The organism is Mesobacillus sp. LC4, assembly GCF_053543455.1.
Map to the genome: position 1 here is coordinate 884,236 of NZ_JBGCUB010000002.1, position 24,486 is coordinate 908,721.

At 42.6% G+C, this 24,486-nt stretch carries 28 protein-coding genes; 17 read left to right on the top strand and 11 right to left on the bottom strand.

The genetic code is table 11. The features are described from left to right. Positions 1–157 precede the first annotated feature (157 nt). Together AB5I83_RS10690 and AB5I83_RS10695 are read left to right on the top strand one after the other, a co-directional pair. Complete coding sequence (locus tag AB5I83_RS10690; RefSeq protein WP_448975173.1) at positions 158–1,507, top strand: glucose-6-phosphate isomerase; 1,350 nt, start codon at positions 158–160, stop codon at positions 1,505–1,507. 319 nt (positions 1,508–1,826) lie between these two features. After that, complete coding sequence (locus tag AB5I83_RS10695) at positions 1,827–2,231, top strand: YugN-like family protein (protein ID WP_102264151.1); 405 nt, start codon at positions 1,827–1,829, stop codon at positions 2,229–2,231. On the opposite strand, the gene AB5I83_RS10700 is transcribed toward AB5I83_RS10695, so the two are convergent. Next, positions 2,228–3,223: a potassium channel family protein gene (locus tag AB5I83_RS10700; RefSeq protein ID WP_448975175.1), complete on the bottom strand. Its 996-nt coding sequence runs from the start codon at positions 3,221–3,223 to the stop codon at positions 2,228–2,230. The two genes, AB5I83_RS10695 and AB5I83_RS10700, sit on opposite strands and share 4 nt — an antisense overlap. 210 nt (positions 3,224–3,433) lie before the next feature. Here AB5I83_RS10700 and AB5I83_RS10705 point away from each other — a divergent pair, with 210 nt between their 5' ends. The 8 genes from AB5I83_RS10705 to AB5I83_RS10740 all read left to right on the top strand — a co-directional run bounded on the left by AB5I83_RS10705 (position 3,434) and on the right by AB5I83_RS10740 (position 9,785). Further along, entirely contained in the window at positions 3,434–3,640 is a 207-nt protein-coding gene (locus AB5I83_RS10705) for a hypothetical protein (RefSeq protein ID WP_448975177.1), read from the top strand. Positions 3,641–3,757: 117 nt separating this feature from the next. Next, a complete protein-coding gene (locus AB5I83_RS10710; RefSeq protein ID WP_448975179.1) occupies positions 3,758–4,348 on the top strand; it encodes a DedA family protein in 591 nt (196 codons plus the stop codon). Positions 4,349–4,463: 115 nt separating this feature from the next. After that, positions 4,464–6,014 (top strand): spore germination protein, encoded by a 1,551-nt coding sequence (locus AB5I83_RS10715; protein WP_448975180.1) that lies wholly within the window; start codon positions 4,464–4,466, stop codon positions 6,012–6,014. After that, positions 6,011–7,120 carry a GerAB/ArcD/ProY family transporter gene (locus tag AB5I83_RS10720; protein WP_448975182.1) on the top strand — a complete coding sequence of 370 codons (1,110 nt, stop codon included), beginning with the start codon at positions 6,011–6,013 and terminating at the stop codon, positions 7,118–7,120. The genes AB5I83_RS10715 and AB5I83_RS10720 overlap by 4 nt, the downstream gene beginning before the upstream one ends. Beyond that, on the top strand, positions 7,095–8,348 hold the full coding sequence (locus tag AB5I83_RS10725) for a Ger(x)C family spore germination protein (protein WP_448975184.1): 1,254 nt from the start codon (positions 7,095–7,097) through the stop codon (positions 8,346–8,348). The genes AB5I83_RS10720 and AB5I83_RS10725 overlap by 26 nt, the downstream gene beginning before the upstream one ends. Positions 8,349–8,379: 31 nt before the next feature. Continuing rightward, the gene (locus AB5I83_RS10730; protein WP_264192624.1) at positions 8,380–8,508 is read left to right on the top strand and encodes a hypothetical protein; all 129 of its coding nucleotides are present in this window, start codon (positions 8,380–8,382) and stop codon (positions 8,506–8,508) included. A 111-nt stretch (positions 8,509–8,619) separates the two neighbouring features. Further along, entirely contained in the window at positions 8,620–9,507 is an 888-nt protein-coding gene (locus tag AB5I83_RS10735) for a helix-turn-helix domain-containing protein (RefSeq protein WP_448975187.1), read from the top strand. A gap of 26 nt (positions 9,508–9,533) precedes the next feature. Beyond that, on the top strand, positions 9,534–9,785 hold the full coding sequence (locus AB5I83_RS10740; RefSeq protein ID WP_448975189.1) for a hypothetical protein: 252 nt from the start codon (positions 9,534–9,536) through the stop codon (positions 9,783–9,785). Positions 9,786–9,957: 172 nt separating this feature from the next. On the opposite strand, the gene AB5I83_RS10745 is transcribed toward AB5I83_RS10740, so the two are convergent. Further along, positions 9,958–10,212: a hypothetical protein gene (locus tag AB5I83_RS10745; RefSeq protein ID WP_448975191.1), complete on the bottom strand. Its 255-nt coding sequence runs from the start codon at positions 10,210–10,212 to the stop codon at positions 9,958–9,960. Between the two features lie 103 nt (positions 10,213–10,315). Between AB5I83_RS10745 and AB5I83_RS10750 the strand changes: the two genes are divergently transcribed. From AB5I83_RS10750 to AB5I83_RS10775, 6 genes are all read left to right on the top strand, one after another. Continuing rightward, complete coding sequence (locus tag AB5I83_RS10750) at positions 10,316–10,879, top strand: TVP38/TMEM64 family protein (RefSeq protein ID WP_448975193.1); 564 nt, start codon at positions 10,316–10,318, stop codon at positions 10,877–10,879. A gap of 5 nt (positions 10,880–10,884) precedes the next feature. Then, complete coding sequence (locus AB5I83_RS10755; RefSeq protein ID WP_448975195.1) at positions 10,885–11,883, top strand: F510_1955 family glycosylhydrolase; 999 nt, start codon at positions 10,885–10,887, stop codon at positions 11,881–11,883. A 332-nt stretch (positions 11,884–12,215) separates the two neighbouring features. Continuing rightward, a complete protein-coding gene (locus AB5I83_RS10760) occupies positions 12,216–12,794 on the top strand; it encodes a sulfurtransferase TusA family protein (RefSeq protein WP_448975197.1) in 579 nt (192 codons plus the stop codon). Positions 12,795–12,809: 15 nt separating this feature from the next. Continuing rightward, positions 12,810–13,199, top strand: coding sequence for a DsrE/DsrF/DrsH-like family protein (locus AB5I83_RS10765; protein WP_192472589.1), 390 nt, complete (start codon positions 12,810–12,812; stop codon positions 13,197–13,199). 26 nt (positions 13,200–13,225) lie between these two features. Further along, on the top strand, positions 13,226–14,347 hold the full coding sequence (locus AB5I83_RS10770; protein ID WP_448975199.1) for an MBL fold metallo-hydrolase: 1,122 nt from the start codon (positions 13,226–13,228) through the stop codon (positions 14,345–14,347). Positions 14,348–14,476: 129 nt separating this feature from the next. Further along, complete coding sequence (locus tag AB5I83_RS10775) at positions 14,477–15,907, top strand: bifunctional metallophosphatase/5'-nucleotidase (RefSeq protein WP_448975201.1); 1,431 nt, start codon at positions 14,477–14,479, stop codon at positions 15,905–15,907. Positions 15,908–16,425: 518 nt separating this feature from the next. Here AB5I83_RS10775 and AB5I83_RS10780 read toward each other — a convergent pair. The 7 genes from AB5I83_RS10780 to AB5I83_RS10810 all read right to left on the bottom strand — a co-directional run bounded on the left by AB5I83_RS10780 (position 16,426) and on the right by AB5I83_RS10810 (position 21,253). Further along, positions 16,426–17,013: a redoxin domain-containing protein gene (locus AB5I83_RS10780; RefSeq protein ID WP_448975203.1), complete on the bottom strand. Its 588-nt coding sequence runs from the start codon at positions 17,011–17,013 to the stop codon at positions 16,426–16,428. Then, entirely contained in the window at positions 17,010–17,621 is a 612-nt protein-coding gene (locus AB5I83_RS10785; RefSeq protein WP_448975205.1) for a hypothetical protein, read from the bottom strand. Before AB5I83_RS10785 ends, AB5I83_RS10780 begins: the two co-directional genes overlap by 4 nt. Continuing rightward, positions 17,618–18,031 carry an OsmC family protein gene (locus AB5I83_RS10790; RefSeq protein WP_448975207.1) on the bottom strand — a complete coding sequence of 138 codons (414 nt, stop codon included), beginning with the start codon at positions 18,029–18,031 and terminating at the stop codon, positions 17,618–17,620. The genes AB5I83_RS10785 and AB5I83_RS10790 overlap by 4 nt, the downstream gene beginning before the upstream one ends. A gap of 67 nt (positions 18,032–18,098) precedes the next feature. Next, positions 18,099–19,166, bottom strand: a complete 1,068-nt coding sequence (locus AB5I83_RS10795) for an ATP-binding protein (protein ID WP_448975209.1) — start codon at positions 19,164–19,166, stop codon at positions 18,099–18,101. Continuing rightward, entirely contained in the window at positions 19,153–19,848 is a 696-nt protein-coding gene (locus AB5I83_RS10800; RefSeq protein ID WP_448975211.1) for a response regulator transcription factor, read from the bottom strand. The genes AB5I83_RS10795 and AB5I83_RS10800 overlap by 14 nt, the downstream gene beginning before the upstream one ends. A gap of 60 nt (positions 19,849–19,908) precedes the next feature. Beyond that, the gene (locus AB5I83_RS10805; RefSeq protein ID WP_167833962.1) at positions 19,909–20,622 is read right to left on the bottom strand and encodes a cytochrome c biogenesis CcdA family protein; all 714 of its coding nucleotides are present in this window, start codon (positions 20,620–20,622) and stop codon (positions 19,909–19,911) included. A gap of 445 nt (positions 20,623–21,067) precedes the next feature. Next, complete coding sequence (locus AB5I83_RS10810) at positions 21,068–21,253, bottom strand: hypothetical protein (RefSeq protein ID WP_167833961.1); 186 nt, start codon at positions 21,251–21,253, stop codon at positions 21,068–21,070. A gap of 42 nt (positions 21,254–21,295) precedes the next feature. On the opposite strand from AB5I83_RS10810, the gene AB5I83_RS10815 reads away from it, so the two are divergent. Then, a complete protein-coding gene (locus AB5I83_RS10815) occupies positions 21,296–22,198 on the top strand; it encodes a LysR family transcriptional regulator (RefSeq protein ID WP_448975213.1) in 903 nt (300 codons plus the stop codon). Positions 22,199–22,255: 57 nt separating this feature from the next. Here the strand turns inward: AB5I83_RS10815 and AB5I83_RS10820 are convergent, their stop codons facing one another. Further along, positions 22,256–23,845 carry a beta-propeller fold lactonase family protein gene (locus AB5I83_RS10820; RefSeq protein WP_448975215.1) on the bottom strand — a complete coding sequence of 530 codons (1,590 nt, stop codon included), beginning with the start codon at positions 23,843–23,845 and terminating at the stop codon, positions 22,256–22,258. Between the two features lie 28 nt (positions 23,846–23,873). Continuing rightward, the gene (locus tag AB5I83_RS10825) at positions 23,874–24,485 is read right to left on the bottom strand and encodes a 4Fe-4S binding protein (protein WP_167833958.1); all 612 of its coding nucleotides are present in this window, start codon (positions 24,483–24,485) and stop codon (positions 23,874–23,876) included. Between the last annotated feature and the right edge of the window lies 1 nt (position 24,486).

Consider the following 24,486-nt stretch of genomic DNA (forward strand, 5'->3'; position numbering starts at 1 on the left):
AGTCAAAAGTAGGCTGCCCGGTTATGTCGAAAAATACATTTTTTAAAGTTTACTTAAAATTTCACAATTGGGCACGCTTACATCTGAGAGTGTTTCTTGATTATTGGGATTCATTTCGATAAAGTGATAGAGAATATAAAATAATGGAGGATCAGACATGACACATGTTCGTTTTGATTACTCAAAGGCGCTTAGCTTTTTTGGAGAACACGAAGTTACATACTTAAGGGATTTTGTAAAAGTAGCCCATCATTCATTGCATGAACAGACTGGTGCAGGCAGCGACTTTTTAGGCTGGATCGATCTGCCTGTAGACTATGATAAAGAAGAATTTGCACGCATCCAGAAATCAGCGGCAAAGATTAAGGGTGATTCTGATGTCCTGCTCGTAGTAGGAATTGGCGGCTCTTATCTCGGAGCACGTGCTGCGCTAGAGTTTTTACAGCACAGCTTCTATAACGCTCTTCCAAAAGAAAAGCGCAAGACACCTCAGGTCATTTTTATCGGTAACAACATCAGCTCAACTTATATGACAGATGTGATGGACCTGTTGGAAGGCAAAGATTTCTCCATCAATGTCATCTCGAAATCTGGAACAACGACTGAACCTGCGATCGCATTCCGTATTTTCCGCAAGATGCTCGAAGAAAAATATGGAGTCGAAGAGGCACGCAAGCGCATTTATGCGACAACGGATAAAGCACGCGGAGCATTGAAAACTCTTGCTGATGAGGAAGGCTACGAATCATTTGTGATTCCTGATGATGTCGGCGGACGCTATTCTGTTTTGACGGCAGTAGGCTTGCTGCCGATCGCTGTCAGTGGATCAGATATTGAAGCGATGATGAAAGGCGCGGCTCAGGCGAGGGAAGACTTCGGCAAATCAGAGCTTGAAGAGAATCCTGCCTACCAATACGCTGCAGTCCGCAACGCGCTATACAATAAAGGCAAGACGATCGAAATGCTGATCAACTATGAGCCATCGCTTCAGTACTTCTCTGAATGGTGGAAGCAGCTGTTCGGCGAAAGTGAAGGGAAAGACCAGAAGGGGATCTATCCATCTTCAGCGAACTTCTCTACAGACCTTCACTCACTGGGACAATATGTCCAGGAAGGCCGACGTGACTTGTTCGAGACCATCATCAAGGTGGAAAAGCCTCGCCATGAATTGACAATTGAAGAAGCGGCAAGCGATCTTGATGGCTTGAACTACCTTGCTGGCAAGAGCGTTGATTTCGTCAACAACAAAGCATTCGAGGGAACAATGCTTGCCCATACTGACGGTGGCGTACCTAACTTGGTACTGACGATTCCGCAGCTTGACGAGTACACATTCGGCTACCTTGTGTATTTCTTCGAAAAGGCTTGTGCAATGAGCGGCTACCTGCTTGGCGTAAATCCATTCGACCAGCCAGGCGTTGAAGCATACAAAGTGAACATGTTCGCTTTGCTTGGAAAACCAGGCTTCGAAGAAAAGAAAGCAGAATTGGAAAAGCGACTTAAATAAAGTGGAAAAAGGAGTACCCTGTGGGTGCTCCTTTTTTATGACGTGGAATATCGAAAAAAATTGGAAAAAATCGAGTGGAATTTCCAGTTCGCCAATAAATTTGGATTTTCTCCAAAAAAGCTGTGAACTTCGCCAATAAAAATAAAATATCGCCAATAAAGCTGTAGAAATCGCCAATAAAAATTATTTTTTCGCCAATAACCTTGAAAAGACCCTCGATCATCAGCTAAAATCCGGCCAATCGAAGCGGTCAACGCTCATTAAATAATCGCTTTTGGTTAAAACTAAGCAAAAACACGTGGAAAGGCGGAAACGACCAATGATTGAGATACAATCTGAGCTTGAGGGCAAACATTTTGATCTTTTTAAACTGGAGCAGATGCTGAAACCGTTGGGATATTCAATCGGAGGAAACTGGGATTACGACCATGGGGCGTTTGATTATAAAATAGATGACGAAGTTGGGTACCAATTTTTGAGGCTTCCATTCAAGGCCATCGATGGGCAGCTTGATTCGAAGGGCTGTACTGTTCAATTTGAGCGGCCTTTCCTGCTTTCCCACAAATATCAGCGTGGAATCGATGACCATGCGGAGATTGGGAATGCCAGCGCATCCTTCAACCAGTTCCAGGAACCGGTCGATAAGGATGCGAGCTTTCCGGAAAAGTACATTGAAGTAGGCCGTTCGCTTGTCCGCGAAGTAGAATCTGCTTTGTTGCATTAATCGTCATTTAAAATGGCGAGCAGCTGATCATCGTATTTAATTTTGATATTGTTCTTGGGGTTGACGATTACGTCATCCCCTCTTTTACGTCCAATCAATATAACATTTCGCTCTTTCAGCAAAAAACGGCTAGCATCCTGAAAATTCTTGTCAATCAGAGAAGCTTCAGCCTCAATATAAGCCAAGCGTTTTCCGTTCAATTCCCCAAGCATATCCAATAAAGGATTCACAACCTCCTCAGAAGCGATGCTGTTTAACAAGACGGCACTGGTCAAGGCATTGGCAGGAATCAGTTCATCAGCTCCGGCTCTTCTCGCATTATTGACTTGTTCGCCTGTTTGAATTTCAGCGATACAGCGGATATCCGGGTTTAATCCTTTAATCGCAAGCAGCGTGAGGATCGTATTCATATCTGCCTGCAGCTCATCCAGGTTCTGGTCTGAAGTTATAATCACTTTGCTGGCCGTAGTAATGCCTGCATCAAGTAAGGTTTGATCCTTGTTTGCACGGCCCCTGATAAAATGTACATTGTCATCCTTAATGGGATTTGTCCCGAGTGTATCATCAACTAATATGATGATTTCATCCGCCTGTATGAGAGATCGAATGACAGAGCGAGACCTTTCATTCCAACCGATGATGATAATATGGCGACTTCCCCTATAGCCTACCTTTCCCTCTGCATATGCATTTTGTTTGGTAACCGTCGCAGCTGATAGATGGATGAAATAGGATGATAAAAATCCTGTGCCAATCAGCAGGAGCAGGATTGCCGTGATCCGTCCCCACGTCGTAACGGGATAAAAATCTCCGAATCCTACTGTTGATGCAGTGATGATCGCCCACCAAACACCATCAAAGATAGTCGGAAAGCTTCTTGGTTCAACAAAATGAATGACTACCCCAAACAGAGTAATCATTAAAGAGGCAATCATAAGGATCCTTGCTATTATTGGCAGCTTTATAAAACGCATATATAAGTGATTAGTCATCTTAGTCCCCCTCTTACTTCTCGTTGTATGTATGAAAGCAATATTTACTTTTCCCTTGTTTTTCCCTTCGAAAACAGAATTAACCAAATTTATGTAATTCTATTTTCGTCGAGCAGATTCTTTTTTACACAAAAAATTCAAGAATAGTTCACTAGCCCGTACCAATTACCCGTACATACATATTCTGGATAGTAAAGGAGGGATTATGATATGTCATTCAACTGGGGATCCAATGTGTTGCTGTTTCTCGCCTGCATGCTTGCTGGTTGGGCACTGATTGAATTCGGGCCTTTGCTGTTGACTCTTGCGGGACTTGGCATATTCGGGATTATTGGTGTAATTGTTATCGTACTTTTCGCTTTTGTCATTATTTTTATCGGTCTTAGAGTCTTATTCAGAGGCGGTTGGCGCAACTGAAGTTCCTTTTAAGAGAACCTGTCAAATCTGGCAGGTTCTTTTTCTTGCCTAAAGAGAGATAAACTTGGACATTCATAAATATATTTTTAAAGAGTGAAAGGAATTGGAGTGGTGCACATGCAAGAATTTATTCTGGCTGTTTTGGACTGGCTGTCGAGCCTTGGCTACATGGGGATTGCTATTGGATTGATGCTTGAGGTCATCCCAAGTGAAATCGTCCTTGGCTATGGCGGATATATGATTTCAGAGGGAACCATCGGTTTTACTGGTGCGGTTGTGGCTGGGACGATCGGCGGGACAATAGCGCAGCTGTTCCTCTATTGGCTTGGCTATTTTGGCGGCCGACCGATGCTGGAGAAATACGGGAAGTACTTATTAATCAACAAGCACCATCTGGAAGTATCGGAAAAATGGTTCAACCAATATGGTTCAGGGGTCATTTTCTCGGCTAGGTTCATTCCGGTAGTCAGGCATGCCATTTCGATACCGGCGGGGATTGCGGGCATGTCAGCCATCAAGTTCACGTTCTATACCATCGCCGCAATGATTCCATGGACAGTATTCTTCCTTTATCTAGGCATCGTCCTCGGTGAAAATTGGTCTGAAATCAAGGACATCGCCAAACCGTTCATCATTCCTATAAGCGTCATTGCGTTAGGGGGAGGTGCAGTCTACATACTGGCAGCACGAAAACAAAAGATCTTATAACAAGCTCAGGATTTTTCCTGGGTTTTTTATATGGTAAAAACTCATAAATCATAGCAGTTTAGTAAAAGTTAAGAAAAGGAAATAAGCAATCCGACTGGCAGGGAGTAGATGGAATTTGTTAAAGGAAATGCTCAGGCTGATCAACAAACAGCAAAAACAACCTGCTCCCTCGGCGGAAAAGCTGATAGGAGAGCAGGAAGACCTTAAGAGTAAGAAGTTTTCACGCAACCTTGAAGACAATCTGTCTGTGATCAAAAAGCTCTACAGAATCCCTGACAACAAGGATGTAAAATTGCGGGAAATGCAACTTGAGGGTTTCGGTAAAAATGCAGCTCTTCTATTCATCAGCACAATATCAGATGTTAAGAGTATAGAAGAAAACATACTCAAGCCTTTGACGGAAAATACCTCGGCAAATAAAAAGGTCAAGGATGTTGTTTCCATCCAGATGGTCCATGAAATTGAGAATTTCAAGGATGCTGTCAAGGATGTGAATAAAGGGAATGCCCTGCTAATCTTGGATGGTGAAGCAAAGGGATATATCCTAGATTGTCCGGATTTCCAGAGCAGGGCCATTGAAAAACCCGAGAGCGAAATTTTAATTAAAGGACCGAAAGAGGCATTCAATGAAAAAGTAGTGGCAAACATTTCCCTGCTAAGGAAGAAAATCAAGAATGAGAATTTGATTGTCGAAGGGATCGAAGTCTCTCAGCGCTCGCATAATGATGTGTATATTCTTTATATTCGCGGCCTTGCCAATGAAAAGCTAGTGGACAATATCAAGGAACGATTGGGCAGTCTTGAGGTTAATGCCATTCAAAACCTTTCGTTACTGGAGGAATACATTGAGGAGCGCAATTACTCGCTGTTCCCAAGTGTGTTGACAACAGAACGTCCGGATCGGGCCGCTTCTTTCCTTGAAGATGGTTATATTGCTTTACTTATGGATAACTCACCTGACAGCCTGGTTTTGCCGGCGACGTTCTGGTCTTTTTTCCATAGTCCGGAAGATCACTACTTAAGAATTCATTATGGCAATTTTACTAGAGCCTTAAGAATGGTTGCCCTATTCATTACGCTTTTCACTTCAGCCATCTATATTGCGATTACCACCTTTCATGCGGAAATGATTCCGCCGGATTTACTGCTGGCGATTGCCTCTTCCCGAGAGAAAGTGCCATTCCCTGCAGTGATTGAAATCTTGATTATGGAAGCTGCTTTTGAGCTGATCCGGGAAGCGGGACTGCGTGTGCCCAGTCCAATCGGTCCGACGATCGGCATTGTGGGTGCGCTCATTCTTGGACAGGCTGCCGTTGAGGCGAATATCATCTCCCCGATTGTCATTATTGTGGTGGCACTAGGCGGCCTGAGTTCCTTTGCGGTTGCAGATTTAAGCCTGAACTTCGCTGTACGGCTCATCCGTTTTGCTTTTATCCTAAGTGCAGCATTCTTGGGGATATATGGGATGACAGCATTTTTTGCTGCAGGCATTTTTTATTTGGTTTCACTCAAATCCTTCGGTGTTCCATATTTAGCACCGTTGTCTCCAAGTTACAAATCGTCCAAGGATACTATTTTTCGGCGGCTTGTGAAAAATGAGAAACTCCGCCCAGGATTTTTGAAAACCTCTGATTCACAAAAAAAAGCGATGGGGCATAAGCAATGAAACGAAACGAGGGGAAAATTGGGATAAAAGAATATGTGGCGATCATTGCGTTAACAATTGGTACCAAGCTTAGTGACGATACTCCTACAATTATTTACGAAAATGCAAGGAACGCCGGATGGATCGTCGTTTTGCTGATGGGCGTAATGGCTTTTATTCCGGTTATCCTGTTGATTAAAGTTTTGTCAGTTCATAAAGGAAAGAATCTGCATGAGGTCATCATCCACATATTTGGAAAGTTTTTCGGGACAATCATTTCCATTCTTCTCCTGGTGGCAGGAGTTGCTTCCATTACCGTTGATACAGGTATATACGTTGATATAATTGGGACCATGTACTTTACCAAGACTCCTCCCAGTATCATTTATTTCATTTTGATGCTGGTCTGCGCCTATGGAGCTAAGAGGGGAATTGAGCAGATTGGAACTGTGGCTTGGGTATTGCTGCCTTATTTGAAAATCACATTATTCATTGCGATACTAGTCAGTCTGAATACTGGCCACTTTGATTATATTTTTCCGATTTTGGGCGAAGGCAGTATGGAGATTCTTAAGGCCTCAGCCAAAAATGTATCCATCTTTTCGGATTTATTTTTTATCGGGTTGATTGCTCCGCTGGTCACGTCTTTAAAGGATTTTAAAAAAGGGACGATTTTGGGATTGATTATGGTCACACTGGAAATTAGCCTGGCGATGTTCACATTTGTGCTGCTTTTTGATTACACAACGGCCGAGATGCTAAGTTACCCTTTCCATGAAACAATCAGGTATATCGAGATTGGCTTCCTGCAAAATATTGAAACCTTATTCTTCCCATTTTGGCTCGTAGCTACTTTTATAAGGTTTTCGTTTTATTTATATATCAGTGCGGTACTTCTGGCAGGAATCCTGAAAATAAAGGAATCTGAATATTTGATACCGTTAATAACGACACTGATCATTTTATTTGGTTTAGCACCAGACAGCCCATCAATCGTACTTTATAACATGAGGCAAAACCTATTGATGCTGCTCGGTCCGGCATTTTTGTTCCTGCCGCCGCTAATGTGGCTAATCGCGAAGATACGGGGAGATTTTAAAAATGGGACAGTTCAAGAATCTAATTAAAATCTCTATGATGATCATCATCACCTTTTCTTTGACAGGCTGTTGGGATAAGACCGAACTTGACCAAAAAGCCTATGTGATTGGCATTGGTCTTGATCCACATGAAAAGGAAGGGAAAATCAAGGTGACCTATTTGGTCGCCAATCCTGAGGTAGGCTCGCAGCAATCGGGAGGTGGCTCAACTGAATCACCGGAGGAAGTCATTTCGTTGGTTGCCGATGATTTCATCAGTTCTCGGAATACGGCGAATACAGTCATCTCCAAGGAAATATCTTATGACTTGATGAGTGTCATCATTGTATCGGAAGAGTTAGCGAGGAAACCTGATTTTATCAGGGTGATATACTCTGCAGCGAAAGACAGGGAAATCAAAAGGACCACAGAATTGGTCATAACAAAAGAAAGTGCCGAAAAATTCATTTTAAACAATAAACCATTACTTGAGACCAGGCCACATAAGTATTTTGAGTTCATGATCAGGAGGGGAAAAGAGACAGGAATGATTCCGAACACTGATTTGAATAGCTTTTTCCAGGTAGCAGAAACTGACGCAGATTTATTCCTGGGGATTTATGCTTCAACTGAGAAGGAAAGAGATAAAGAGATCCTTTCTGATGATGATTTCATGGCAGGTGAAGTCCAAATTGGCGGAAAAACAAATGACACACAGTTCATGGGATCTGCTGTTTTTAAAGAAGGAATGATGATTGGAAAAATAACAGGAGAAGAAACACGGATATCCTCCCTGCTGGACAATACATGGGAATTAGAAGATTTTAAAACGACTTTCAAGGACCCATTTGATGAAAGGTATCGAATCTCTGCAAGAATTGCCAAACAAAGAAAGAACAGATATGATTTCAAACTGCGAGACGGTAAAACAGTCATAGATATAAAGGTTCCGGTATTTGTAGAAATACTCAGTGATCCAAGCATGATTAATTTTGCTAAAAATAAAGAAAAGGTAAATGAATTGAAGAAGTCTATGACAAAAACAATGGAAGAACATCTTACAAAATACATTAAATATACTCAAGAAGAATTCAAAGGCGACACTTTCCATTTATCGGTTCCGATAAGAAAAGAATTTTGGACACTAAAGGAATTCAGGGATTTTGACTGGATGAAATCATATCCTGAAGCTGAGATCAATGTGAGTGTCGATATCCGATTTGGTGAGTTTGGCCGGCAGACAAAGCTGCCAGAGCTGCGAGAGGTGAGGGATTAAAATGATTTTTTGGATTTGGGGAGGGGTGCTGTTGGTATCGTTGTACTCCCTCGCCTTTGCAGTGACGATCTGGAAGCAAAAAAACAGGGCAGGAGCTGTTGTAGTTGGCCTTCTTTCCATGGCTGTGCTGATACTGCCCTATTTTACTTATCTAAAATAACACCTGGATTGGGAAATACAGAATTTGCATCCGGGTACTCTCTTCCGATTTTTAAAAGTTATTAACATTGTGATAATATAAATATAATTACTATTAAATGGGGTGTAGGGGATGAGCCTGGTTGGATATAACTTCGGAAAAATTCTTAGGTCTTCTAGGGTTTTTAAAGCTTTGACTGAGGCACAGTTGGCTGAAGGGATCTGTTCTGAAGAGGATATCGTTCAATTTGAAAAAGAAGAGAAATATCCAACAATCGATCAATTATTAAAAATGGCAACAAAGCTTGAAGTTGAGCTTAACCATTTTTTCGATATCGCTTCCACTGATACATACAATTACGCAATCGCGGTTACGGAGTTAATAAAAAAGTATAAAAGAGAGCGGGATTATGCCGCAATCAATGAAATTATCCAGAAGGAACAGGATAATCCTCTGTTCAAACATACATCGTTCAATCAGTTCCTGGTATGGCACCAGGGAATATGCATTTATTACCTTGAGGGGGACAGACAAAAATCCCTTGGCTTACTTGGACAGGCTTTGGACATGACCCATCAGAAACCGGCTCCAATGACAGAACGGGAGATTGAGATTTTGACCAGCATGGCGATCATTGAGAAGGATAGCGGGAACCTGGACAAAGCTGTCGAGCTTTTTCAAGAAGCTTTGAACCAATTGACAGAGCTCCCTCAAGTTCAGGATTCAAGAATCTGGCTAAGGATTCTCTATGGGCTTGCCCAGGCACTATCAAAGCTTGAGAGATATGAAGAATCCCTCATCTATTCAAGCAAAGGAATCGATAATTGTATATATGAAGAAAACATGTATTTATTTGGAGAACTTTGTTACCAAACAGGCATGAATTACATTAAATTGGGTAAAGAAAACAAAGGTAAGGAATATCTTGAAAAAGCAGTCACGATATTCAAGCTGCAGAAAAATGAGAAGTTTGCTAGTTTAGTAAGAGATGAGATGGAAAAATTATTGAAGTATTGTTGATGTTTTAACGGCGTAGGAGGTATAAAATGAAGAGAACATTGATTTTGCCCCTTATAGCAGCTTTTGTTGCAGGAGCGTTGTGTTTGGGTTCCGCCGATAAGAACCTGACCGACCTGCCATCACAGCATTCGCAAGACGGCACGATGATAGCTGATTTGCCGTCGCAGCATTCGCAAGATAGTAAGATGATAGCTGATTTGCCATCACAGCATTCGCAAGATGGCACGATCACAGCTGACTTGCCATCCCAGCATGAACATACTAAAGTATTAGTTTAAGGAAACTTTTGAGACAGCCTGGACCGATTTGGTTAGGTTGTTTTTTTACGCAATTCTTTTTCTTTATGTTTTCTGCAAAATCTTAAGCTAAAATAGATTCAGTACATAGAAAAAGGGTCTGGATATTATCCAGAACCCTTCTTGCTAGTCAAATGAAATGCTGGAGTTGTAATTACAGGCTATTCATATGGCCGCTATCCATCATATTAAAGTTTTTGCTAGGCATGGCGCCATTAGTTCCGTGGCAGTTATTGTACATTTGCTTGATCTCATCAACGGACAGGCCCGGGTGCATTTGTTCGATTAACGGCTTCATTTGGCCAAAATTAAAAGTACCTTTGCCGTCTGTCCCTTCTTCTGCGAAGGCAGCAGTACTAGCTCCAAGTATCAATGCTGCACCTAAAAAACTTAACGTTAGTCTTTTCATGTCTTGGTCAACTCCTTTCAGGTATACATAAATCTTACCGGGATAGTTTGCAAAAACTTAGCAGAAGCAGTGACAAAGTTTTGAAAAATACTGGAGGCTGTATATGTCATTATTGGAAACTCTATCTGGCCAGCCGGTTTGGATAGCCGCTATCATTAGCCTTGCAGTCAGCATAGTCATCGCGATAGCAGGTATCATCCCAAGCGCTTTTGTGACAGCTGCGAACATCGTTTTCTTTGGATTTTTCTGGGGGCTTGTTCTTTCCACTTTAGGGGAAGCATTGGGAGCTGTCTTAAGTTTTATACTATATCGTAAGGGGCTTAAAAGCCTGAGTGGCAAAATCGGTTCTATAAAAGGATTTAAATTATTGGAAAAGCTAAAGGGAACAAAGGGCATGGAGGCGTTTGTGCTGGTCCTTGTCTTAAGGCTTTTTCCGTTCGCGCCATCCGGACTCGTCACCCTTGCCGCTTCATACAGCAAGATAGGGACATGGGCTTTTGCAGCTTCGAGTACAATTGGCAAAATTCCTGCCCTCTTAATCGAGGCATACTCCGTTCATACTGTTATTGGCTGGGAAACACAATATCAGCTTGCTGCAGCAATTTTTGCGGCAGCAGCCGGGATTTGCTACTATTATTGGACAACAAAGAGAAAAAAACGGAGGTAGTAAAAATGTATAAATTAAGATCAGTTTTGATTCCTATCCTTGCCGCAATCCTGTTCACCGGATGTTCAGGTCAAGAAAATCATGAACAGGCTCAGCCTGCTACTGATGAAAGTAAGGATAAAACCGAGGAGAAAAATACACCACAAAAGGAACCGCAGACCGACTTTATTTTAAAGGCAGATCCACAAACGATCGAACATATCCATGGGATTGGTTACCCGGGAAATGATGACGGGTTATATGTTGCCTCCCACCAGGGCTTGAAGATTTTTAAAAATGGTGAATGGCTCGAAATGACTGACGAAAACCATGATTATATGGGATTTCAGGCTGTTGAAGATGGATTTGTAGCAAGCGGTCATCCAGCACAAGGATCGGACCTTAAAAACCCGCTTGGCCTTGTGAAAAGTACGGACAACGGCAAGACACTTGAAAAAATAGCTTTTTATGGAGAGAGCGATTTTCACTTCCTGTCTGCAAGCTTTCGCGATAACGTCTTTTACTTGATAAACGAGGAACCCAACTCCGAGCTGGAACGAGGTGTTTATGTATCCAAAGATAAAGGAGGGGCATGGGAACCTGTGGAGCTTAATGGCCTCGATGCAAACAGCCTGGGTATTATTGCGGTTCACCCTGAAAACGGAGGCACCTTAGCGATGGCAACGAGGGAAGGAGTTTTTGTTTCGAACGATTTTGGCACAACGATGGAAAGAAAAGGAGATTATCAATTGGTAACGGCAGCTGCTTATTCCAAGGAGAACTTGTATATCGCACCTGTAGAACATGAAAAAATTAAGCTAGTCAGACTTCCAGTAGAGCAGCAAGGTACAGGGGAGGAGCTTCCTATCCCCAACCTGAAGGATGACAATCCGATTACCTATATAGCGGCTGATCCTGAGCAGGACGGCACGATTGCTTTTATCACTATCTTGAACGATCTTTACGAATCCAAGGATGGCGGTAAAACATGGAAACAGCTTTTGATTAACGGAAGAATTGAATAGGAGGAGCCACAGCAACGTTTGCTGTGGTTTTTTTTACCTCTTTTCGATTGCAATGACGATCCAGATTTTAATCAGCCTGTACCAGGTAAGTATACCCCGTGGTTCTTCAGAGTGGGTAAGGTGTAATCAAGGCAATTTTATTTTATCCCAAATACCTATTTTGGCAAGGAATAAGCAGGAAACGCATCGAAGCAAAATGGTTGCTGTTTCTTTTTATTTTTTTTACAATATACGCATAGTTTTTACCTTGAGGGGTATACAAACTAGGGATATACTTTGCAGTATGGATTCCGCGAATTCATGGATACTAAACTTTAGGAAGGGGGATTACTATGTCAATTTCTGCGGATAAAGTACTGGACGCAAAAGGACTGGCTTGCCCGATGCCGATTGTCAAAACGAAGAAAACAATGAATGAGCTTGAGCCTGGCCAGGTTATTGAAGTACAGGCTACAGATAAAGGTTCAACTACCGACTTGAAAGCATGGGCTGAAAGTACTGGCAATCAATACCTTGGTACAATCACAGATGGAGATGTGCTCAAACATTATCTTCGCAAAGCCAGTGATGATGAACTGAACGATGAATCGCCACACCCGCATACAGCTACACTTGAAGAAATACTGGCCAAGATGGAAGGCGAAGAGAAATTAAGCATTCTCGATGTAAGGGAATCTGCTGAATATGCTTTTGGACACATTCCTAATGCAAAATCAATTCCTCTTGGAGAACTGGAGCAGCGTTTCAATGAATTGGACCCTGAAGAGGATGTCTACATCATTTGCCGTTCCGGATCAAGAAGTGATATGGCTGCGAAACAGCTTGCCGAAAAAGGATTTAAGAAACCAATAAATGTTGTTTCAGGGATGAAGGACTGGACAGGCCCTACCGAAACATCAGTTGAAAAATAAGGAGGAACCAAAATAATGAAAGTAGCTATCATCGCCTCTAATGGCGGCATGTTCGATGCATATAAAGTATTCAATATCGCGACTGCGGCAGCAGCGACAGACGCAGAAGTAGGGATTTTCTTCACATTTGAAGGCTTGAACTTGATCCATAAGGAAGCCCACAAACAACTTCCTATGCCAGCAGGTACAGAGCACTTCCAAGAAGGATTCGCAAGAGAAAACGTTCCTCCGGTAGAACAACTAGTTGAAATGGCAGCTGAAATGGGCGTCAAGATGATTGCCTGCCAGATGACAATGGACGTAATGTCACTTCAAAAAGACCAGTTCGTTGATGGCATTGACGTTGGCGGAGCCGCTTCATTCCTTCACTTCGCTAGCGATGCAAACATTACATTGACATTCTAAACTCAAAGCAAAACAGGAGGAATCAGATGGTAAAGACAATCACAGCAAAAGAAATAGCACAAAAAGTCATTAACCATGAGGACCTGTTTATCATTGATGCAAGAAATACAGATGACTTCGATGATTGGAAAATCGAAGGCCGCAATGTAAAAGTCCATAATACGCCGTACTTTGACCTTCTTGAAGGTATTGATCCAATAAAGGATATATTGCCTAAAGACCAGGACATTTATGTCGTATGTGCAAAAGGTGGTTCGTCTGAGTTTGTTGCCGAGCAAATTGAAGAGGCTGGTTACACGAATGTATACTCTATTAAAGGCGGTATGAAAGCCTGGAGTGAGCATTTGGAGCCTATCAAGATCGGTGACCTTAAAAATGGCGGATCGCTCTATCAATTCGTCCGTATCGGGAAGGGGTGTCTTTCCTATCTTGTTGAATCGAATGGCGAGGCTGCCATCATTGATACAAACCGGATGATTGAACAGTATGAGGAATTCATGTCAGGGAAGGACTCCAAGCTGGTTGCTTTGCTTGATACACATCTCCATGCTGACCATATTTCCGGCGGAAAGAAGCTTGCTGATAAAGTGGGAGCCAAGTACTACCTTCCGCCTAAAGATGCAGAAGAAGTGACATTCCAATATGAACCTCTTCAAGATGGCGATGAAATCAAGGTTGGGGACACTGTGATCCAGGCTTTGTATTCTCCGGGCCATACAATTGGAAGTACTTCGTTCATCATTGATGATCAATATTTATTGACAGGTGACATTTTGTTCATCGACTCAATCGGACGCCCTGACCTGGCCGGCCTGGCTCAGGACTGGGTAGGCGACCTGAGGAATACTTTGTATCAGCGTTACAAAGAACTTGCCGATGAACTGCTTGTCCTGCCGGCCCACTATATGGGGATCAATGAGATGAATGATGATGGCAGCATTTCCGAAAAACTTGGCGTGCTGTACGCTGAGAACCACGGATTGCAAATCGACAGCGAAGAGACGTTCAGGAAGACAGTAACCGAAAATCTCCCTCCTCAGCCTAACTCCTACCAGGAAATCAGGCAGATGAATATGGGTAAAATCAATCCGGATATCGAAGAACAGCGGGAAATGGAAATTGGTCCGAACCGATGCGCAGTAAGATAAACATGAGGGCAAGGAACAAAAAGGGGTACCTAATAAGGGTACTCCTTTTGACTAGAAAGGATTTTTCCATAAGCTTCATGCCAATCATGAGATTTATGGAAAAATCCTAAAAAGTAGAGGAGAGGTATTATGACTAAGTTGACGATTATACAACAAAACGATACCCATGGAAGCCTGGAACTCCATCATGAACTTTTCTGGAAAGAGAACCAGCCGGAACTTCGCAAAACAGGTGGTTTTTCTAGAATTGCAAAATATATTAAAGATCTTAAATCCCAAAATGAGAATGTCTTATTCCTGGATGGCGGCGATCTTTTTCATGGAACACTACCTTTAGTTGCCTCTAAAGGCGAAGCGATTTTACCAGCATTGGAAAAAATGGGGCTGGATGGATGGGTCCCTGGGAACTGGGATTTTGCCTACGGAAAAGAGCAATTGTCCTCTCTGGTAAAAGCATTGCCTTTTCCCTCTGTCGCCTGCAACGTAAAGAATCAAGAAACAAAGGAATCGTTTATGAAGCCATTTATCATCAAGGAGCTAGAGGGCGTCAAGGTCGGTATCATTGGACTGACTTATCCGTATGTCGATGAGACCATGCCTGAAAGCTTCTCGAAAGGTCTTGCGTTCTCTAGAGGGGTGGAGGAAACGCGTGATTGTGTGGAAGCCTTGAAGGAGCAGGTAGACCTAGTTGTGTTGTTAAGCCATATGGGCCTTCCTCTTGATGTTGAACTGGCAACTCTTGTTGATCGCATTGATATCATCTTGTCAGGACACAGCCATGACAGGGTAGAAGAGGCAATTACCGTCAACGATACTCTTGTCGTTCAGTCTGGTTCAAGTGCATCATTCCTTGGAAAACTGGATATCACTCTTGAAGACGGAAAAATGGAAGACTATCGATACGAACTAGTGCCAATCGATGAGAGCTTTCCTGAAGAAAAGGAAATGGTGGGAATCATTGCAGAGATATTAGAACCGTACAGTAAGGAGCGGGGTAATATCGTCGGAAAGACAGAGTCTATTTTACACAGAATGACCTTGAATGAAGCCCCGATGGATCAACTGATCACAGATGCATATCGTCACGCCTACGATAGCGATTTGGCATTTTCGCATGGGTGGAGATATGGCACTCCTCTACCGGTAGGCGAAATGACCGAGTATGACCTGCACACAATCATCCCAACGAACCCGGAAATGTTCACTCTTGAGATGACAGGAGAGCGCCTGATGAATGCCCTCGAGAAGAATCTGGAAATGGTGTTTTCAAGGGATCCGTTCAAGCAAAAAGGCGGATATATATTGAGGTCCTCTGGAATATTCATGTCCTTCAAGCCATACAATCCGGAAGGGAACAGAATTCAGAAGCTGCTCATAGGTGGGCAGGAAATCAATTTGACGAGGAAATACAAGATTGCCGGAGCAGGAAAGCAGCTGTTTAAAGGCGCTGAAACAGTTAAAACCTACCATGATGTTCATGCAGTTGATGTTATTAAGCAATTTTTAAAAGAAAAGGGAACCTTCAAAGCCGCTGAACAACAAAAAATCCTGAGCACATAAAATTCATTGGTTTAATGGACATTTCGAAAGCGGAGCAGCGCCAAAATGTCCAAGAAAGAAGGTTTAATGGACATTTCGAAAGCGGAGCAGTGTCAAAATGTCCAAGAAAGAAGGTTTAATGGACATTTAGAAGGCGAAGCAGCGCCAAAATGTCCAAGAAAGAAGGTTTAATGGACATTTCGAAGGCGAAGCGGCATCAAAATGTCTAAGAAAGAAGGTTTAATGGACATTTCGAAGGCAGAGCAGAGCCAAAATGTCTAAGAAAGAGGTTTTTATAGACATTTCGAAGGCAAAGCGGCATCAAAATGTCCAAGAAGGAAGGTTTAATGGACATTTCGAAGGCAGAGCAGAGCCAAAATGTCTAAGAAAGAGGTTTTTATAGACATTTCGAAGGCAAAGCGGCATCAAAATGTCCAAGAAGGAAGGTTTAATGGACATTTCAGAGGCAACCCAACGCCAAAATGTCCATAAAAACCAAAAACCAATCAAAAAAGTCACGGCACCGGCCGTGACTTTTTCTATTTGACTCCAGTGAGATCCTTCATCATATTCTCGTCCATCGGGCCGACGATTTTTTTCGTAATTACTCCGTCTTCGTCGAGGATGTAGCTTGTTGGGATCGTAAATGCCTGATAGGTGGTTCCGGCGAATCCTTCTTCATCCATAGGAATTGGGAAGGTCAATCCATATTCATCGACGAATTTTTGGACTTCTTCCTCGCCCTTGTCCATGTTCGTCAGATTGACGGCTAGAATTTCAACGCCCTGGTCATTATAGTCTTCATAGAAATTTTGCATATGCGGCATTTCGGCTTTACATGGAGGGCACCATGTAGCCCAGAAGTTCAGGATCACTTTTTTGCCGCGGTAATCAGACAGCTTGATGGTCTCACCCTTAAGCGTATTGAGTTCGAAGTCAGGTGCCTCTGCGCCTTCTCGCAATGAAGACAGCTTAGCGCCTGGAATATCCTCGGTCGTTTCAACGGAATCTCCTGTTGGTGCTGTTGTATCCTTTTCGCCCTCGGTCGCCCCTGGTTTCCAGATATTCACGATCAAAATGACGACAGCCAGTGCTAAAATCGCGAATGATAAAAGATTTTTATTCAATGCTGAGCATCCTCCTTTTTAAAACGCTGAAACATGATTAAGTAAATTCCTAGTGCGAAAATCAGCAGATTCTCTACTGCAAGTAAATCGGAAAAAAGGCTGAGAATCAGAGCCTCCACCATCAGGAATAGTATCGCATATTCCGTGATTAGTTCCACTCTTTTAAAATAAAACCCGGCAAAGACAATGAATAGGATGGCCTGTACTCCAGCGGCAATGAAATCCTCTGAAAACGCGAATAATCCAGTCCAATAGAGAAGGAAGAAAAGGAAGTAGCCTGGCAGATATTCTGGTACAAGAACCAGGTTCTCCTTTTTCCTTGAAATCAAATATAAGTAGATTGAAATGCCTGCAAAAGCAAGAATCTGGCCTTCCGTACCTCCGTTGAAATAAAGGAGGGAGAAGGGAGTATCCAGGAACATCTTAAAATTTAAAACGGCATAGCTGAGCTTGTAAATCGCTATATAAATGAAGAAGCTATTCCAATACCAGTCTCCTATGCTCTTTTTCTCCCTTGCCCGATAAATCAGGGCTCCAATGAAAATGGCAGCAAACGCGGCAAGCAAATCTGCCGGCAGCGTGAACCTGCCAATCGTTATATAATTCAAGCAACATCACCTTTTTTTGGCTGGTCTGGCGTGAACTCAATCTGATAGTGAATGTCGATGCTTCCGATGACAGATTGGATCATGCCGCAGTTTTTCATGACAAGGCCGGCAATCTTCTCAGCTTGCTTTTGCTTATCCTCTGTATCCGTCTGGACGGCCACATTGAAGGTCAGCTGTTCAATCCGGTTTGCCTCTTCGGTGTTTCGGATTGCTGACACTATGACGTCCATTCTTTTATAGTCTATTCTCTTCTTCTCAAGAATATTTGCCAGTACCGAGGTACTGCACCCAGTCAATGAAGATACGAAAAGTTCCATAGGCCTGTAGCCCATCTCAGTATTCGGGGAAATTGGAAGGAACCCGTATTCTAATTGTCCGATCAGTTTTTCATTATAATAAGTAAATTCCATGAAAATCTCTCCTTCAATACAAAACTACATTTACTGATCAGTATGCAATCGTATTGTTAAGGATTGATTAAGAATTGGAACGAGTTGGCAGGCTGATCCAGAATGAGTGATGATGCCCATCTGTATCAAGGCCAATTTTCCCATCATGTGCGCTGATGATGCTTTTGGCGATGGCTAGTCCGAGTCCGGCACCCTCCGCTTTTGTGCTCCGCGATTCTTCAAGCCTGTAAAACCGCTCGAAAATAAGCTCTTTTTTATCTGGATCAATATAGGTTCCTTCATGGGTAAAAGAAATCCTATATCCTTCAGCATCAAGCTGTCCCTTAATATCAAGGTGACCTCCGCTATCATAATCGATGATATTCTGGAGCAGATTTGCCAGAACTTGCTTCAAGCCATCCTTATGGCCAACAACCGTAGCATGTTCGATTTGCCGGCTGAATGACTCGAACCTGCCCGACAATTTGAGGTGGAAGGCCGCAATGGATTCAGCCAAAACCTGTTTCATGTCCAATTCTTCAAACTGCTTCTCCGGGAATTGCGACTCCTGGCTCCAGGCATCTAGCTCAGCGATCAGGTCAACAATCCTTGTAATCCTCTTGGATTCATCCAAAAGAGAGCCAAAAAGCTCCCTGTCCCCCGTCAATACACCATTATGGAGTGCTTCAAGGTAGCCATTGATATTCGTCAACGGGGTCCTTAATTCATGGGCGATATCCCTTAACATTTCTTCTCGCCTTAATTGGACTACAGAAAGTGTCTCTGTCATGGCATTAAAGCTTGTTACGAGTTCACCTAGTTCCCCACTTGCAGGAACATCGATTTTCGGCGGGATTTTACCTGCTTTAACTTGATTTGCAGCAGCTGCCATTGCTTTCACAGGGTTCACAATCTTCCTTACTGAAAAATAATGCAATAGCCCTGCTGCGATAAAAGCGATGATGCTTACTTTTATAAGAAATGAATTCAACGTATCAACAAGCTGCGCGCCGGTCACTTGTTCATGATTAACAAGAAAGCAGGCATAATCTTTTACTGATATTCCTGCAAGCATGATGACCAGGAGGATGACGATGCTATTGACGGCAACCAGCTTCGATAATAACAAGTTCGTGATTCTCTTAATTCGCCGCAAATTTATACCCCATCCCTCTTACTGTCTGAATATAATCTTTCGGCGTTTTTTCTTTGATTTTTTCCCGGAGGTTCTTGATATGCACATCGATCGTCCGCTCCGTGACGGCCTTTTCGCTGTTTTCATAGATAGTGTCAAGTATTTGTGCCCTCGACAGGATTTGGCCGGGATGCTGCATGAACATGTGGAGAAGCCTGAACTCAAAATTGGTCAAATCGAGTGCTTCGCCATTGACCATTGCCTGCCCTTTAGCGGGTTTGATGGTTAGGCCGGTAAAAGTCAGCTTTCCACAACGGCTTGCCGTCCTTCTTAGCACCGCTTCTATCCTGACCATCAGCTCGGCAGGACTGAAAGGTTTTACGACATAATCATCGGCACCGAGCTTGAAGCCTTCAATCATGCTTTTTTCAGAAGCTTTTGCTGTCAGCATGATGACAGGCATCATACTTTCCAGGTCATTACGCAGCCAGAGGCAAATCTCCTCACCGCTCTTGCCTGGGAGCATAAGGTCAAGGATCAGGATGCAAGGATCATATTTTTCAATCATTTCCTGTGCGACAATCCCATTGGCCGCTTCCAGGACCTCGTAGCCTTCATTCGTTAAATAAATTTTTACTAGCGTACGGATTTTAGGATCATCTTCGACAACCAGTACACTTTTGCCAATCAGTTCTTGCCTCATAGCACAGGTCACTCCTTGACATTGCCTTGAATCAGCATTTTGAAGAGCTACAGCAGGATTCTAAAATCCGAATAAGCTGTAAGCAGACAGCCAGGCGCTTATTTTTTGCATTTGGCCGGAAAGGACGAGGAAGCCCATTCCAACCATGATCATACCATTCACGAGTGCGAGCTTAGATAGATATTTGTTGATCTTCTTGATTGCTTTCAAAGAATAAGAAATAACAAAAGATATGATCAGGAAAGGAACGGCCATTCCAAGAGAATATGAAGTCAGCAGATACATTCCCTGGTATAAAGTATCGGAAGAACTCGCTAAAAGCAGGATGGATGAGAGTGCAAGTCCTACACAAGGTGACCATCCGCTCGCGAACGCCATTCCAAGGAATACAGAACTGAAAGCGCCTTTCGATTTCGTATCGGAATGGACTTTTTTCTCCATCATCAGAAATTTAATGTTCAGCAGGCCGGCCATCTGCAGTCCGAAAATGATGATCAGCAATCCAGCGATTTGCATGACGATTGTCCGGTAATTGGCAAATACCTGTCCAAGGAAAGAGGCCGAGGCGCCCATGACGATAAAAATCAGGCTAAATCCGACAATAAAACCAAAAGAACGAGTGAAAAGTGTTGCGCGATCGACTGCAACTTTTGAGCCCTCAATCTTTCCGCCAGTCAAATGAGTTATGTAAGCAGGAAGGAGAGGGAAAACACATGGTGAGAAAAATGATAAAATTCCAGCAGTAAAAGCAAAAAATAATCCGATATCTGTCATTATAAGTAGTCACTCCTTTTCTAGTATCTATTATATGATGTATTTGTTAAGTTTTAATGAAGAACAATGAAGTAATACCCACGTTGGTATTATGTATTTTATTGTATAATGACTGTTGTTAAGTTTCAATTTTATTCTCTCGCTTTTACAGGCTGTGATAATTACTTCTTTTTGATTGCTAGTATACTGCTTCATGGAACATAAGAAAAGCGCAAGCGCCTTGATCAGCCCCGACAAACATCTCGATCTGCTCAATGATTACGCTTCTCGCAAGATCCTAGAGGAAGCAATCTCGGGGATGAAAACTGGCTAGGCGGTGGGTTGGGCAATTCTCTAAGTTTAAATGATATGAATTCTGATATGAAAAAAACCTAGGAGTGCTCCTAGGCTTTACTCAACTATATTTTTCTATCACAAACTTAAACCCCGTATGGTATAATACCAATTAATGATTTAAATTTCTTCTGATACCGAAATAGGTGAACAGGGACACAGTGGATAAAATGGCCAGTGAGGCGATTTCAAACTTAACATCGCGATAAGTGACGGAATCATCTTTGGTAAAGTACATCAAGCCGAAGATAAAGACAGATAATACAAGAACGGTAATGACGATATCTACTTTTTTCATTTTATTCCCTCCATTTCTAAAGTATAAAGGAGTGCGATCATATTGAATTTGGAACATTTAAAGACTTTCATTGCTGCCGCAAAATATGAGAGCTTCTCCCAGGCAGGTAAGATGCTGAACCTTTCACAACCCGCCGTTAGCCATCAAATCAGCCAGTTAGAGGTTTATTATAATAAACAGTTATTCATTAGGGCCAATCGTAAAATCAAATTATCAGAAGCCGGTAAAAGATTGTATGAACATGGCCAGCAGTTGATCGCATTGAATGAGAAACTGGAAAATATCCTTGCAGAAGGAGATTCCAGTCAAACAATCAAGATTGGCTGCAGCAATACGATCGGTGAATGCATGATCTCGAAAATGATACAGGATTTCATAAAGCTCAATCCTGATATAACAAGCGACCAAATCCAAATCACTATCGGTACATCTGTTCATATCACAGACTTACTGTATGCATCGGAAATTGATCTTGCTCTTGTCGAGGGACAAGCTGGCCGATATGACTTTATTTCTCATGAGTTTTATGATGACTTGCTTGTTCTTGGTGTTTCTCCACAGCTCAGGGTAGACCCAGAAAACCAGGATCCTGCAAAGCTCGAAGAAATGACCTGGCTGATCAGGGAACCAGGCTGTGCGATGAGGCAGGCAACACTGGACTTATGGAAAGGGTTGAATATCCAGCCGAAATCTGTCCTTGTGTATAATAGCAATACGCTCATCAAAGAAGGTGTCAAAAACGGGCTTGGTGTCGCTGTCTTCTCCAAACTGGCTATTTGTCCTGAAATTCATTCAACACAGATTAGGGTCAGTCCGTTCAAAGACAGGGATCGTTTTCGTCCATTCTTCCTGTTAAGGAAAGATAAACAGTTCAAATCTAATCTTCATGAGAGATTATGGGACTATATAAGGAAATTAGATGAAAATCCTAATGCTTCCTGTTGAGAAGCATTAGGATTTTTCTTTATGGCAGCATTGGTATATTTCGCTGCAGCTTTCTTGTTATTCTTTATCCTTATTTTGTTCAGCCAGTTCCATTTCCAATTCTGTTTGGATGGAAAGCGACTTATGCTCATCGGAAGCAAGGTAATCGATGATTTGCTGTCTTTGTTCATCGGTCATTTTTGCTCCATTCCCTTTCATGCGGTCAACAACTGAAGTCCATGCCTCTGGGCCTTTACTGTTGTTTCTCATGATACGGCCGATATCATGGCACTGTAAGCAAGTTCCGAGGAATGCTTCTTCATTGATATTTCTCGCATCCGGAAAAACAAGAGTTGAAGCTTTCTTGATCCTGTTCGCTTCTTCTGCATTAATTTCTTCCTGATATTTTACAAGCTGGTCTTTAGGAACATTTGTCTTGATTGCAATTCCGTTTGGATTCAAACCAACAGGAATTGTCTGTCTGAAATCCTTCTTCTTTGTCAAATCAATTTTTGTGAGGGTTTTATCTCCCCAGTTAGAACCAAACATCATGCTGCCATCTGGACTCCAAGCGAGCCAGTGGATATTCTGGACACCCCAGATTTTCCTGACGATTTTATAGTTATCTTCCGGATCCATAACAGTCAAATAACCGGCACCATTCTGCGATGTATACCAATATCCGTCTGGACCGAGGTAAGGAATATTAGTCCCTGGACCTGTCTTGATGGTTTTGACAAACTTTAATTTGTCGGCATCGATGATGGAAATTGAACCATCATTACGGTTTCCTGTAACTAAATCGTAAGTATCACCCATGAAGCTAACATTAACTGGTTTAGGGATATCGCCAAATTTCTTAAGAAGCTTCTCAGTCTTTGCGTCATAAATTGCCACTTCATTGTCAGCTGTATTGGAAACAGCAACTAGTTTGCCGTCATTTGACATGTCGAGACCCGAACCTGTGCCTTTGCCGTAGTCAGTCTCTGTTCTTTCAAGGTACCTCATATCACCTGTTTCGATGTCTATGACCGTGATGAACGATTCTGCCTGCAAGCTGACAAACAGTTTTTTGCCGTCAGGAGTGACGTTCAAATCCCTTGGCTTTTTACCAACGTCTTTGAACACTTTTACAAGCTCTGCCGTGTTAGCGTCAATCATTCCGACAGCTCCAACGCCATTCAAAGAAGTGAAGGCATACTTGCCGTCCCTGGACATTGTCATGTGCTGCGGAGCAGGAGCGTCTTCAAAGCCTGGAAAATCGATATTATGGGACTCGAGTGTCTCCATATTGATGGCTAAAACGCTTGTTCCATAACGCTGTGTCGCAAAAGCCCATGTCTGCTCTTTGTTCAAATGAACATGGTGGGGAGTACCTGAGCTTTGGAAGTATTTGACCACATTACCAGTTTTGATGTCTGCGATGGCAACACCGTTACTAACTTCGTTGGATGAGAGGATCCAGCCCTCTCCGTCCCAATCTGTATTGGTATCTGCGTTTCCGTTCGGCTGGTCTTTCCACCAGTTTGAAGAATAGTCCTCATGGATTGGCGGAAGGTCTTTTTCGTTCTTATCATCAAGTGATGCATCTTTTACTGCGGCTTCAGAACAGGCAGTAAGAGAAATTGACAGTAGTGCGAATGCTGACATTTTCAAGATTTTATTCATGTATGATCTCACCTCGCTTCGGTTTTCTTTAGAACCATCCAACAAGCAGGACTAGTACAAGGGCAGTCGTTGTACCCCATGTAATCCATACACCTGGATGGGTAAGCCATTGGGTTTTGTCGTCCACACGGGAAATGCCCTGAGCAAGTCCGTATGGGCAAACTTTACAAAAAGAGTTTCTTGCCTTGTAAGATAAAGCTGTAAATAGAACAGCGGTTGAAGTGACAAGGAAGAAGTATTTGTTCATTTTAAAATTAACGAGCGATTCCCAGATTGTCATTGGGTCGTAGAAATAGCTCACTGTCGCGTAAGCCATGAAGATACTTACAACGAAAGCCAGCAGGAATGTTACGGCTTTGCCCTTGTCACCTAATTTTGCTTCAATTTTGTTTAAAAGCATGCTGAAGGTATTGTGAGGGCATGCATACTGGCAAAACGCCCTGTACACGATCATCGATAGTGCCAGGAAAGCCATCAGGAACAAGAATAAGAAAACGAAAAATAAGTAGCCAGCTTCATAGGATAATTGGAAGCCGAACAAGAATAGCTTTTCGTTGTCGATGTCCATCCTGAAACCGTTCCAGAACGGCAGAGTGAAAATAATGATAAAAAATGCCCATCTTGTTATAGTTTTACCCACG